The sequence below is a fragment of the Pseudoduganella sp. UC29_71 genome, from assembly GCF_042693265.1.
Taxonomy (GTDB): Bacteria; Pseudomonadota; Gammaproteobacteria; order Burkholderiales; family Burkholderiaceae_D; genus Rugamonas.
In genome coordinates, this window is the sequence record NZ_CP170549.1 from 6,616,213 (window position 1) to 6,628,415 (window position 12,203).

Below are 12,203 nucleotides of genomic sequence, written 5' to 3' on the forward strand. Positions count from 1 at the left end.
TGCATGGTAGCGCAAATGCGGCGCGGCGGCACGCGGCGGCGAGCGTTAAGCGGGCTTGGCGACCATCAGGTAGAACACCGCGACAAAGGCAAAGAAAGCTGGTATGCCGAGCGCCACCCACCAGCGGAAATAGCGCCAGTACAGGGGCGGCAGCGGCTGCCCGGCGGCGTCGGCTGCGGCCGCCACGTCGCGCAAGCGCATTTGCAGCCATACCACCGGCAGCCAGCAGGCGCCGGCGATCAGGTAGAGCCAGAGCGACCACACGATCCAGTGGCTGCGCAGCGGGTAGCCGGCCAGGTGGGCCAGGTAGTAGCCGGTGGCGGGCTGCACGATCATGGTGGTGGCGGTGAACAGCCAGTCCGCGCGCACCACGTTGCGGCACACCACGGCCGCCGCGCGCGTGTCGCGGCTGATGCTGGCGAACAGCAGATACCAGGCCGAGCCGATGCCGGTGCCGAACATCAGCGTGGAGGACAGGATGTGCAGCCACTTGATGACGAAGTATTCCATCAGCGTTTGCCTTTCTCCGCCTTTTCGGCATTCTCCAGCTCGTACAGCAGCCAGATGGCGGCCAGCATGGGCAGGTTCTTGGTCAGCGGTCCGTAGGGATGGATCAGGAACTCCGGCAGGCGCCAGGCGATCAGCAGCGAGTAGAAGGCGATCAGCGCGATCTGCGCCAGCCACAGCGGGCCGCGCTTGCCTCGCGGCAGGGCAAGCGTGGCCACGCCCAGCAGCAGGTCGAGGCCGGCGGCGCCGTACAGCATCAGCGGCGCCAGGGCGGCCGGCACGCCGGTGCGTTCCAGCAGGCGATAGCTCTCCGCTGCCGGATAGGCCAGGGCGGAGACCCAGGCGGTGGCGATCCAGACGGCGGCGATACTCAGGCGCAGCAGCGGCAGCAGCCAATTCAGTTGCGCTTGCGTGCGTTCGGCGCGGCGGCGGTCGGGGCTGATGAAGTCGGCCACCGCTTTGGGCGGCCGGCCGAGCAGGGCGGTGGCGGCGGCGGGATCGGCGGTGTTGCCGCGCTCAAGCATGCGCAAGGCGTCGCTGTCCATGGGCAGGCCAGGCAGCACGCTGCCCAGCCAGGCGAAAGCGCGCGCGATGAAGTTTGGCAAGGTGAGCACGCGCTGTTTACCCAGCCCGAGCGCGTTCCGGAGCGCCGCGAGATAAGCCTGCAGCGGCATCGGCTCCGGGCCGACCAGCGCGATGCGTTGCGCCGCCGGGGGGGCGCCGGGGCCGCATGAGGCGCATCGGCCTGCTGCAGCGCCAGCCGGGTGAGGGCTTCGGTCACGTCGTCGATATGGATGGGCTGCACCGGCTGCGGCGAGCTGCCGAAGCGGATGCCTAGCGGCATGGCGGCCAGGGTCTTGAACAGCTCTGCGCTGCCGCCGCCGGGGCCGTAGATCAGCGACGGCTGCACGATGGCCGCGTTCACCGGCAGCGCGGCCAGGTAGTCGTCGGCTGCCTTTTTGCTCAGGTGGTATGCGGTGAACGCGTTCTCGTCCGCGCCCAGGGCGGACAGCTGGATCACCCGCCGCACGCCCGCCTTGGCGCAGGCGGCGAACAGCGCGCGCGGCGCGGCCACGTGCAGCCGGTCGAAACGCTGGCCGCCGCGCTCGCGGATGATGCCCACCGTGTTGATGACCACGTCCACGCCCTGCAAGCGCGGCAGCCAGGCGGCGGCGCTGGTGTCATGCGAGAAATCGGCGGCGACGAAGGCGATGCGGGCGTCGGCCACCGGCGTACGCCCGGCCGCCGTCACGCGGCAGCCTTTCGCCAGCAGGGCCTGCACGACGTGCCGCCCCACGAAGCCGCTGGCGCCGGTGATCAGGATGTGAGGGACGTGTCCAGCGTGCATACGGCCTCCTGGCGACGAAGACGGTCAGTGCAGACGGCAGGCGGGCAGGGTTGTGGCGCTGCAGCGTGACATCGCGCCCCGCGCACCCTGCACGCATTGTGGGGGCGCTTGCGGCGCGTGCTCCGTGCGCCATTTCACGCTGGCGCGTGCGTACCGCTGGCGCGCTGCGCGTGCGGAGCACGGCCGATTTGGGTATCGTTTAGACATTCGACAGGAGGACCCATCTTGGAAAACTGGAGCGATGCATTGCGGCGCGGCGCCGTTACGGGAACGGTGGCCAGCGCCACCTCGGCGCTGGCGCTGGCCTTGTGCAGCCACAGCGAAAACCGCAGCCCGTTCAGCGCCATGAACGCTGTCAGCCACTGGCTATGGGGCGACAAGGCCGCCAGCCATGACCAGCCCAGCATGCGCTATACGCTGCTGGGCTACGGTATCCACCACGCCAGCTCGGTATTCTGGGGCGTGCTGTTCGAACGGTGGTTCCGACGCACATTGGCGCAAGGCAGCGTGGCGCCGACTGCACTGGCGGGCACCGCGATGGCGGCGGTGGCTTGCGCGGTGGACTACAAGCTGACGCCGCAGCGCCTGCACCCCGGCTATGAGCAACGCTTGTCCAAAGCGTCGCTGGTGCTGGTGTACGCCGCGTTCGGCGCGGGGCTGGCGCTGGGGGCGTACGCGGGCCGGAAGTAATCCGCCTGCAACTGCGCTGGATGGCGTCCTACAGTGGCCATTCGGACTATCCTATGGGCAGCGTCGGACGTGCGGCTTACAGTGGATGAAAAACACCATCCACTATTCGCACTATCCGGGAGCACACCATGAAGCACAAGATCAACGCACTGATTTGCGCTGCCGCCATTGCGGCCTTTTCGATTGCCGGCTGCAAGGACCGCCAGCCGGATACGCCGACCACGGGCGCTGGCAATTCCGAGTCGGGCATGACGGCCGGCACTGCAACGTCGCCCGGCGCAGCGGGAACGGGCGCGGCAACCGCGGCGGCGCAAACGCCGGGCAGCTCCGGCGCTGCGGGCGCGACAGGCACATCGGGGACCTCGGGCACGGCGGGCCAGGCCGGTGCGGGTTCCGAGACCGTGACGGACAAGGCGCCCGAAAAACCCAGCGGCCAGACCGCCGGCACTGGCAGCGGCAATGTCGGCAACCGTGGCAAGCCGCACAACTATGACCGCTGAGCCGCCGCCCCGGCAGCCGGGGCAGCAACGACAGCCTGGTCCGCTTAGCCCAGGAACAGCTTGTAGACCGGGTTCTGCGACTCATCCCAGTAGCGGTAGCCCAGGTTGGCCAGGAACTGGGTAAACTCGTCCATCTCGTCCGGCGGCACCTGCAGGCCGATCAGGATGCGGCCCACGTCGCCGCCTTGCGAGCGGTAGTGGCACAGCGAGATGTTCCAGTTCGGCGCCATCGAATCGAGGAAGCGCATCAGTGCGCCCGGACGCTCGGGGAATTCGAAGCGGTACAGCAGTTCGTCCCTGGCCAGCGCGCTCTTGCCGCCCACCAGGTGGCGCAAGTGCGACTTGGCCAGCTCGTCGTGCGTCAGGTCCAGCGTCTTGAATTCGGCCGCTTCAAAGCTGCGCGCCACGGCGCCGGACTCGCCCCGGTCGGATATCTGCACGCCCACGAACACGTGCGCCTCTTTCTCGTCGCTGATGCGGTAGTTGAACTCGGTGACGTTGCGCGGGCCGATCAGCGAGCAGAAACGCTTGAAGCTGCCGCGCTGTTCCGGCAAGGTCACCGCGAACACCGCCTCGCGCGACTCGCCCAGCTCCGCGCGCTCGGCCACGAAGCGCAGGCGGTCGAAGTTCATATTGGCGCCGCTGGCCACGGTGATCAGGGTTTCGTTCTTGATCGGGTCCTTGGTCAGCTCCGCGCGCTCGATATAGGCCTTGGCGCCGGCGATGGCCAGCGCGCCGGACGGCTCCAGGATGCTACGCGTGTCGGTGAACACGTCCTTGATGGCGGCGCACACCGCGTCCGTGTCGACGATGATGATGTCGTCCACGTACAGCTGCGCCAGGCGGAAGGTTTCCTCGCCCACCAGGCGCACGGCGGTGCCGTCCGCGAACAGGCCCACGTCGGCCAGCGTCACGCGTTCGCCTGCCTTCAGGCTCTTGCCCATGGCGTCCGAATCGAAGGTGTGCACGCCGATGATCTTGATGTCAGGCCGCACCTGCTTGACGTAGGCGGCGATGCCGGCCAGCAGGCCGCCGCCGCCGATCGGCACGAAGATGGCGTGGATAGGGCCGGCGTGCTGGCGCAGGATCTCCATGCCGATGGTGCCTTGGCCGGCGATCACGTCCGGGTCGTCGAAGGGGTGGACGAAGGTCAGGTTCTGTTCTTTTTCCAGCGTCAGCGCATGGTTGTAGGCGTCCGTGTACGACTCGCCGTGCAGGATCACCTCCACGCCGGCGCCGCCGCGCGCGCGCACCGCATCGACCTTCACCAGCGGCGTCGTGGTTGGCATCACGATGACGGCGCGGCAGCCCATCCGGTTGGCCGAGAAGGCCAGGCCCTGGGCGTGGTTGCCGGCCGAGGCGCAAATCACGCCGCGCTTCAGCTGCCCCTCGCTCAGGTGCGCCATCTTGTTGTAGGCGCCGCGAATCTTGAAGCTGAACACATCCTGCATGTCTTCGCGCTTGAAATAAATTCGGTTCTGGTAGCGCTGCGACAGGGTCGGCGCCAGCTCAAGCGGCGTTTCGTGGGCCACGTCGTAGACGCGGGCGGTCAGGATTTTCTTCAGGTAGTCGATAGTCATAGTCTGCATGGTTTAGTCTGGGGCGGAGCCCTGGTGCGTGCTGCAAGGACTTGCTTTTCAACGGCGGGTAACCGGGAAGGGGCGGGCGCTAGACAGCGTACTGTTGTGTAGTACCTCACGCGCCATGCCGACTCATTATAATGGGAATATGATTGAATCCACCATCCAGTGGCTGCTGGAGCAGTTGTCCGCGCCGGAAGTCGGCCTGACTTCGGTCTTCTTTGTCAGCTTTGTCTCCGCCACGTTGGTGCCCATGGGTTCCGAGCCGATGGTGTTCGCCACCATCAAGGCCAATCCCGAGCTGTTCTGGCCCGCCCTTGCCGTCGCCACCGTGGGCAACACGCTGGGCGGCGCGGTCGATTACTGGATAGGTTACCGCGCCAAGGTGGCCTTCGCCAAGGAGCGCGAAAGCCGCTGGTTCCGCTGGCTGGCCCGCTATGGCGCCAAGACCATGCTGCTGTCCTGGGTCCCGGGCATTGGTGATCCGCTGTGCACGTTGGGCGGCTGGCTCAAGCTGCCGTTCTGGCCGTCGATCGCCTACATGGCCATCGGCAAGTGCGCGCGCTACCTCACCATGACCTCGCTGTTGCTGTATGTGCCGGACGGCGTCTGGAAAACAATCGCCAATGCCCTGGGCGGATGAATTTGGTTCATGCGCGCTTTTGTCGCATGAAAATTGGTGAAAGTGCGTCAAAAGGCAGGAAATTGTTTGAAAATACTATTTTTTCGAATTTTTATCGGCTGTTTGACGTTAGCGTAACCCTGTGGCGGTCTAAGGCTGTTGGGGCGTGGTGCGGCGCAATAAGATAGAATGTCCTTCCTTAGGGTCAGTCCGCAGCAGATTAAACAATGAACGCCCCCGCACAAATCCAAGCTCTCCTCGCCGAAACGCCAGACGGTCCCGCAGCCACTCGCCTGCGTGAAATCCCATACAACTACACGTCGTTTTCCGATCGCGAGATCGTCATCCGGCTGCTGGGAGAGGAGTCATGGCGCTTGCTCGACGAACTGCGCAGCGCGCGCCAGACCGGCCGTTCGGCGCGCATGCTGTACGAGGTGCTGGGCGACATCTGGGCCGTGCGCCGCAATCCCTATCTGCAGGACGACCTGCTGGATAACCCGAAACGCCGCCAGGAGCTGATCGACGCGCTGCACCACCGCCTGGCCGAGGTGGACAAGCGCCGCGTCAGCGTCGATGGCGCCGAGGACGACAAGACCCGCAGCCAGAACGTGGAAAAACTGCTCAAGGCCGCCAGCCAGGCGGTGGAAGCGTTCGGCGAAGAATTCCGCCAGACCTACGACCTGCGCAAGCGCACCACCAAGGTGCTGGGCCGCTACACCGAGAAGCACAACATCTGCTTCGACGGCATGAAGCGCATTTCGCACGTGACCGACGCCACTGACTGGCGCGTGGAGTACCCCTTCGTGGTGCTCACGCCGGACACCGAAGACGAAATGGCCGGCCTGGTGAAAGGCTGCATCGAACTGGGGCTGACCATCATCCCGCGCGGCGGTGGCACCGGCTACACCGGCGGCGCCATCCCGCTCACGCCTCTGTCGGCCGTCATCAACACCGAAAAGCTGCTCGACCTGGGCAAGGTGGAGATGAAGGTGTTGCCGGGCCTGGACAAGGAATACGCCACCATCTACTCGGGCGCCGGCGTGATCACCAACAAGGTGTCCGAAGCGGCCGAGAAGGCCGGCTTCGTGTTCGCCGTGGACCCGACCTCGGCGCACGCCTCCTGCATCGGCGGCAATATCGCCATGAACGCGGGCGGCAAGAAGGCCGTGCTGTGGGGCACCGCGCTGGACAACCTGGCTTCCTGGAAGATGGTCGATCCGAACGGCGACTGGCTGGAAGTCACGCGCCTGGACCACAACCTGTCCAAGATCCACGACACGCCGCTGGCCCGCTTCAAGCTCGAATGGACCCATCCGAACGCGCGCGGCGAATCGAAAGGCGAGCCGTTCAAGACCGAGATCCTGGAGATTGCCGGCCGCGTGTTCCGCAAGGAAGGCCTGGGCAAGGACGTGACCGACAAATTCCTGGCCGGCCTGCCTGGCATCCAGAAGGAAGGCACGGACGGCCTGATCACGTCGGCGTGCTGGATTCTGCACAAGATGCCCAAGCACACCCGCACCGTGTGCCTGGAATTCTTCGGCCAGGCGCGCGACGCGATTCCATCCATCGTTGAAATCAAGGACTACCTGGACGGCCTGCCCGCCACCGGCGAGAAATTCGCCACCTTGCGCCTGGCCGGCCTGGAGCACCTGGACGAACGCTACCTGCGCGCGGTGGGCTACGCCACCAAGTCGAAGCGCGGCGTGCTGCCGAAGATGGCGCTGTTCGGCGACATCGTCGGCGACGACGAGGACGCGGTGGCCATCGCCGCCTCCGAAGTGGTGCGACTGGCCAACACCCGCGTGGGCGAAGGCTTCGTGGCCGTGAGCCCGGAAGCGCGCAAGAAGTTCTGGCTGGACCGCGCCCGCACCGCCGCCATCGCCAAGCACACCAACGCCTTCAAGATCAACGAAGACGTGGTGATCCCGCTGAACCGCATGGGCGAATACACCGACGGCATCGAGCGCATCAACGTCGAACTGTCCATCACCAACAAGCTGCAGCTGGCGGCCGAACTGCGCGACTTCTTCGCAGCGGGCAATCTGCCGGTCGGCAAGAGCGACGACGCGTCCGACGACAAGGTGGGCGACGCCGAAATGCTGGGCGACCGCGCGCAGCAGGCGCTGGCCCTGCTGGACCAGGTGCAGCAGCGCTGGACCTACACGCTGGACAAGCTGGACCAGCCGCTGTCCGCCGTGCGCGAGGAACTGCGCGCGCTGGGCCTGGGCGCGCTGGACGCGGCCTTCGACGAGCGCCTGGCGCGCCAGCCGGACGCCACCCTGTTCGACGTGGTGCAGGACCGCACCGTGCGCATCAGCTGGAAACAGGAAATCCGCGCCGTGCTGCGCCAGATCTTCAACGGCGCCGCCTTCAAGCTGATCCTGGACGAAGCGGCCGCCATCCACAAGCGCGTGCTGCGCGGGCGCGTGTTCGTGGCGCTGCACATGCACGCCGGCGACGGCAACGTGCACACCAACCTGCCGGTGAACTCGGACCACTACGAGATGCTGCAGCTGGCGCACAAGGCCGTGGCGCGCATCATGAAGCTGGCCCGTTCGCTGAACGGCGTCATCTCGGGCGAGCACGGCATCGGCATCACCAAGCTGGAATTCCTCACCGAAGAGGAAATCGTCAACTTCCGCGCCTACAAGCAGCGCGTCGATCCGGAAGGCCGCTTCAACAAGGGCAAGCTGCTCAACCTGCCGGGCATGGACGCCGACCTGTCCAACGCCTACACGCCGTCGTTCGGCCTGATGGGCCACGAATCGCTGATCATGCAGCAAAGCGATATCGGCGAGATCGCCAACAGCGTCAAGGACTGCCTGCGCTGCGGCAAATGCAAGCCGGTGTGCTCGACCCACGTGCCGCGCGCCAACCTGCTGTACTCGCCGCGCGACAAGATCCTGGCGACGTCCTCGCTGATCGAAGCCTTCCTGTACGAAGAGCAGACCCGGCGCGGCATCTCCATCAAGCACTGGGAAGAATTCGAAGACGTGGCCGACCACTGCACGGTATGCCACAAATGCGTCACCCCATGCCCGGTCAACATCGACTTCGGCGACGTGTCCATGAACATGCGCAACCTGCTGCGCAAGATGGACAAGCGCAGCTTCAATCCCGGCAAGGCCGCCGCCATGTTCTTCCTGAACGCCACCGATCCGACCACCATCAACACGGTGCGCCAGGGCATGGTGGGCGTGGCCTACAAGGCCCAGCGCCTGGGCAACGACGTGCTGAAGAAATTCGCCAGGAACCAGACCAAGGCGCCGCCGCCGACGGTCGGCAAGCCGCCGATCAAAGAGCAGGTGATCCACTTCATCAACAAGAAGATGCCGGGCAACCTGCCCAAGAAGACCGCGCGCGCGCTGCTGGACATCGAAGACAACAAGATGATCCCCATCATCCGCGACCCGAAGAAAACCACGGCCGACACCGAAGCCGTGTTCTACTTCCCCGGCTGCGGCTCCGAGCGCCTGTTCTCGCAAGTGGGCCTGGCCACCCAGGCCATGCTGTGGGAAGTGGGCGTGCAGACCGTGCTGCCGCCGGGCTACCTGTGCTGCGGCTACCCGCAGCGCGGCGCCGGCGACTTCGACAAGGCCGACAAGATGGTGACGGACAACCGCGTGCTGTTCCACCGCATGGCCAACACCCTGAACTACCTCGACATCAAGACCGTGGTGGTGTCCTGCGGCACCTGCTACGACCAGCTGGCGTCCTACGAATTCGAGAAGATCTTCCCCGGCTGCCGCATCATGGACATCCATGAGTACCTGCTGGAGAAGAACGTCAAGCTGGAAAGCGTCACCGGTACCCGCTATATGTACCACGACCCTTGCCACTCGCCGATGAAGATGCAGGACCCGCTGAAAACGGTGAACTCGCTGATCACCACCGTGGACGCCACCAAGATCGAGAAGAACGACCGCTGCTGCGGCGACTCCGGCACCCTGATGGCGGCACGTCCGGACATCTCGACCCAGGTCCGCTTCCGCAAGGAAGAGGAAATGGTCAAGGGCGCCGACAAGCTGCGCGCCGACGGCTTCACCGGCGAAGTCAAGGTGCTCACCAGCTGCCCGGCCTGCCTGGGCGGCGTATCGCGCTACAGCGAAGACGCGGGCACCACGGCCGACTACATCGTGGTGGAAATCGCCAAGCACCTGCTGGGTGAAAACTGGATGCCGGACTACGTGGCCAAGGCCAACAACGGCGGCATCGAGCGGGTGCTGGTATGACGCAGGCAGCTACTTGCGACCTGTGCAAGCTGCTGTCCGCCCCGTCCGACGCGCTGGTCTGGCGCGACGACAAGCTGAGCGTGGTGCTGGTCAACGAAGCCGGCTACCCCGGCTTCGCGCGCGTGGTGTGGAACGGCCACGTGAAGGAAATGACCGACCTTGCGCCGGCCGACCGCGCCCACGTGATGAACGCCGTCTGGCAGGTGGAAGCGGCGGTGCGCGCGGTGATGGCGCCGGCCAAGGTCAACCTGGCCAGCTTCGGCAACATGACGCCGCACGTGCACTGGCACGTCATCCCGCGTTACACTGACGACGTGCACTTCCCGAACCCCACCTGGGGCGAGGCGCAGCGCGCGCCGGACGCGGCCGCCATTGCCGCCCGTAGCGCGCTGCTGCCGCAGCTGCGCGCCGCCATCGCCGCCAACCTGAGTACAGCATCATGAAACAGCCTACCGGCCTCACGGTCCACAACAAATCGCGCATCCTCGAAATCAGCTTCGACGACGGCGCCACCTTCAACCTGCCGTTCGAGCTGCTGCGCGTGTACTCGCCCTCGGCCGAAGTGAAGGGCCATGGAGCAGGGCAGGAAGTGCTGCAGGTCGGCAAGCGCGAAGTCGGCATCGCCGGCATCGAACCGGTCGGCAACTACGCCTTGCAGCCCACCTTCTCGGACGGCCACAACACCGGCCTGTACACCTGGGACTACCTGTACAAGCTGGGCGCCGAGCAGGACCAGCTGTGGCGCGACTACATGGACCGCCTGCACGCCGCCGGCTTCGACGGCGACAGCGGACGCGAATCCGGCGCCGCCTTGCCCACCGCGCCGAAGGCGCACGGCTGCGGCCACCAGCACTGATGCGATCCCCGCCTGCGCGGGGTTTTTTTTTGCGCGCAGATGTCGAAATGCTGTCGAAATACGCAAAACCGTTCGTCGTGGTGGAGTCCGGGCTGTCCGGGCGACTTTTAAGGAGAACGACATGGAATACATGATCCTGATCTACGCCGATGAAAAACTGTACAGCGGCATGAGCGAGCAGCAGCTGGGCGAGCTGATGCAATCCTACGGCGACTACACCCAGGAACTGATCGCCGCCGGCGTGCTGCGCGGCGGCTCCGAGCTCGCGCCCGTGCACACCGCCACCACCGTGCGCGTACGCGACGGCAAAATCGCCTGCACCGACGGCCCCTTCGCCGAAACCAAAGAGCAGCTGGGCGGCTACTACCTAATCGACTGCGCCAACCTCGACGAAGCGATCCAATGGGCCGCCAAATGCCCCTCCGCCGGCGTCGGCTCGATGGAAGTCCGTCCGCAAATCAAGAACGGCTAACCCTCATGCCCCCGCTCCAGCAGACTGAGCCGCATTCGGGGTCTGACCCCGAATGCGGCTCAGCTCGCTAGCATGTTGACGCGGGCGGTGGAGGAGGTGTGCCGCCGCGAGGGCGGCCGCGTGCTGGCGGGACTGATACGCCGCTTCGGCGACTTCAGCCTGGCCGAGGACTTGCTGCAGGATGCGTACAGCAAGGCCCTGGAACGCTGGCCGCGCGACGGCTTGCCCGCCAATCCCGCCGCCTGGCTGACCACGGTGGCCCGCAACGCCGGCCTCGATTACGTGCGCCGCGCCGCCCGCACGCTGGACGATTCCTCCGGCGTGCTGGCCCGCCTGGAGCAGGAGCAGGAGCAAGAACTCGCGCACCGGGACGAGGACGAGCGCACCGCCGCCGCGGCACCGGCCGAGGGGCGGCCTTCCTGCCCGCAAGGCGCCGTCTCCCCGGCTGGCTACAGCCTGGCCGTGAACGACGACCGCCTGCGCCTGATCTTCATCTGCTGCCATCCGTCCCTGGCGCCGGGCGCGCAGACGGCGCTGGCCTTGCGCACGCTGTGCGGCCTGTCCACGCGCGAAATCGCGCGCGCCTACTGCGAAACGGAAGCCACCACCGCGCAGCGCCTGGTGCGCGCCAAACGCAAGATCGCCGAGGCGCGCATCCCCTTCATCGTCCCGGCCCAGGACGAGCTGCCGGCGCGCATGGCGCTGGTGCTGCAAGTGATTTACCTGGTGTTCAACGAAGGCTACGGCGCCACCAGCGGCCAGCGCCTGGTGCGCACTGACCTGTGCCGCGAAGCCATCCGCCTCGGCCGCCTGATGGCCGAGATGGCGCCGCGCGACGCCGAAGTGCAGGGCCTGCTGGCCCTCATGCTGCTGCACCATGCCCGCAGCGGCGCCCGCGTTTCCGACGGTGGCGAGCTGATGACGCTGGAAACGCAGGACCGCGCGCTGTGGGACCGGGCCGCCATCGCCGAAGGCATCGCCGTGCTGGACGCCGCCTTGCCGCTGCGCCGCCCCGGCCCCTACCAGATCCAGGCCGCTATCGCGGCCTTGCACGCCAAGGCGACCAGCGCCGCCGCCACCGACTGGCGGCAGATCTCGGCCCTGTACGGCACGCTGCTGCGCTACCTGCCCACGCCCATGGTGGAGCTGAACGCCGCCGTTGCGCTCGGCATGTCGGCCGGCCCCGCGCACGGGCTGGCCTGGATAGGGCGTCTGGAGCAGGGCGGCCAGCTGGCCCATGTCCACTATCTGCACGCGGCCAAGGCCGAACTGCTGCGCCGCGCCGGCAGCCCCGCCGCCGCGCGGGCCGCATATGCCCGTGCCTGCGAACTGGCCACCAACGACGTCGAGCGGCACTACCTGCAGGCCCGCAGCGCCAGTTTGTAGCGCAGGCGCC

The 12,203-nt window shown here is 66.5% G+C and carries 12 protein-coding genes; 8 read left to right on the plus strand and 4 right to left on the minus strand.

Annotated features, from left to right (window positions below):
• Window positions 1-45: 45 nt before the first annotated feature.
• The 3 genes from ACFJI2_RS29590 to ACFJI2_RS29600 are packed head-to-tail and all read right to left on the minus strand — an operon-like array spanning window position 46 to window position 1,855.
• Window positions 46-510 carry a DUF2269 family protein gene (locus tag ACFJI2_RS29590; RefSeq protein ID WP_377703016.1) on the minus strand — a complete coding sequence of 155 codons (465 nt, stop codon included), beginning with the start codon at window positions 508-510 and terminating at the stop codon, window positions 46-48.
• Window positions 510-962 carry a DoxX-like family protein gene (locus ACFJI2_RS29595; RefSeq protein WP_377703017.1) on the minus strand — a complete coding sequence of 151 codons (453 nt, stop codon included), beginning with the start codon at window positions 960-962 and terminating at the stop codon, window positions 510-512. The genes ACFJI2_RS29590 and ACFJI2_RS29595 overlap by 1 nt, the downstream gene beginning before the upstream one ends.
• Window positions 905-1,855, minus strand: a complete 951-nt coding sequence (locus tag ACFJI2_RS29600) for an NAD-dependent epimerase/dehydratase family protein (RefSeq protein ID WP_377703018.1) — start codon at window positions 1,853-1,855, stop codon at window positions 905-907. The genes ACFJI2_RS29595 and ACFJI2_RS29600 overlap by 58 nt, the downstream gene beginning before the upstream one ends.
• Window positions 1,856-2,080: 225 nt before the next feature.
• Between ACFJI2_RS29600 and ACFJI2_RS29605 the strand changes: the two genes are divergently transcribed.
• Together ACFJI2_RS29605 and ACFJI2_RS29610 are read left to right on the plus strand one after the other, a co-directional pair.
• Window positions 2,081-2,545, plus strand: coding sequence for a hypothetical protein (locus ACFJI2_RS29605; protein WP_377703019.1), 465 nt, complete (start codon window positions 2,081-2,083; stop codon window positions 2,543-2,545).
• A gap of 128 nt (window positions 2,546-2,673) precedes the next feature.
• Window positions 2,674-3,045 carry a hypothetical protein gene (locus ACFJI2_RS29610; protein ID WP_377703020.1) on the plus strand — a complete coding sequence of 124 codons (372 nt, stop codon included), beginning with the start codon at window positions 2,674-2,676 and terminating at the stop codon, window positions 3,043-3,045.
• A 44-nt stretch (window positions 3,046-3,089) separates the two neighbouring features.
• Here the strand turns inward: ACFJI2_RS29610 and ilvA are convergent, their stop codons facing one another.
• Entirely contained in the window at window positions 3,090-4,625 is a 1,536-nt protein-coding gene (ilvA, locus tag ACFJI2_RS29615; protein ID WP_377705928.1) for a threonine ammonia-lyase, biosynthetic, read from the minus strand.
• 148 nt (window positions 4,626-4,773) lie between these two features.
• On the opposite strand from ilvA, the gene ACFJI2_RS29620 reads away from it, so the two are divergent.
• The 6 genes from ACFJI2_RS29620 to ACFJI2_RS29645 all read left to right on the plus strand — a co-directional run bounded on the left by ACFJI2_RS29620 (window position 4,774) and on the right by ACFJI2_RS29645 (window position 12,193).
• Window positions 4,774-5,268: a YqaA family protein gene (locus tag ACFJI2_RS29620; protein WP_107870032.1), complete on the plus strand. Its 495-nt coding sequence runs from the start codon at window positions 4,774-4,776 to the stop codon at window positions 5,266-5,268.
• Between the two features lie 206 nt (window positions 5,269-5,474).
• On the plus strand, window positions 5,475-9,479 hold the full coding sequence (locus ACFJI2_RS29625) for a DUF3683 domain-containing protein (protein WP_377703021.1): 4,005 nt from the start codon (window positions 5,475-5,477) through the stop codon (window positions 9,477-9,479).
• Window positions 9,476-9,922, plus strand: coding sequence for an HIT family protein (locus ACFJI2_RS29630; protein WP_377703022.1), 447 nt, complete (start codon window positions 9,476-9,478; stop codon window positions 9,920-9,922). The genes ACFJI2_RS29625 and ACFJI2_RS29630 overlap by 4 nt, the downstream gene beginning before the upstream one ends.
• Window positions 9,919-10,335, plus strand: coding sequence for a gamma-butyrobetaine hydroxylase-like domain-containing protein (locus tag ACFJI2_RS29635; protein WP_377703023.1), 417 nt, complete (start codon window positions 9,919-9,921; stop codon window positions 10,333-10,335). Before ACFJI2_RS29630 ends, ACFJI2_RS29635 begins: the two co-directional genes overlap by 4 nt.
• A 121-nt stretch (window positions 10,336-10,456) precedes the next feature.
• Window positions 10,457-10,807, plus strand: a complete 351-nt coding sequence (locus tag ACFJI2_RS29640) for a YciI family protein (protein ID WP_132133056.1) — start codon at window positions 10,457-10,459, stop codon at window positions 10,805-10,807.
• 72 nt (window positions 10,808-10,879) lie between these two features.
• The gene (locus ACFJI2_RS29645) at window positions 10,880-12,193 is read left to right on the plus strand and encodes an RNA polymerase sigma factor (protein WP_377703024.1); all 1,314 of its coding nucleotides are present in this window, start codon (window positions 10,880-10,882) and stop codon (window positions 12,191-12,193) included.
• Window positions 12,194-12,203 lie beyond the last annotated feature (10 nt).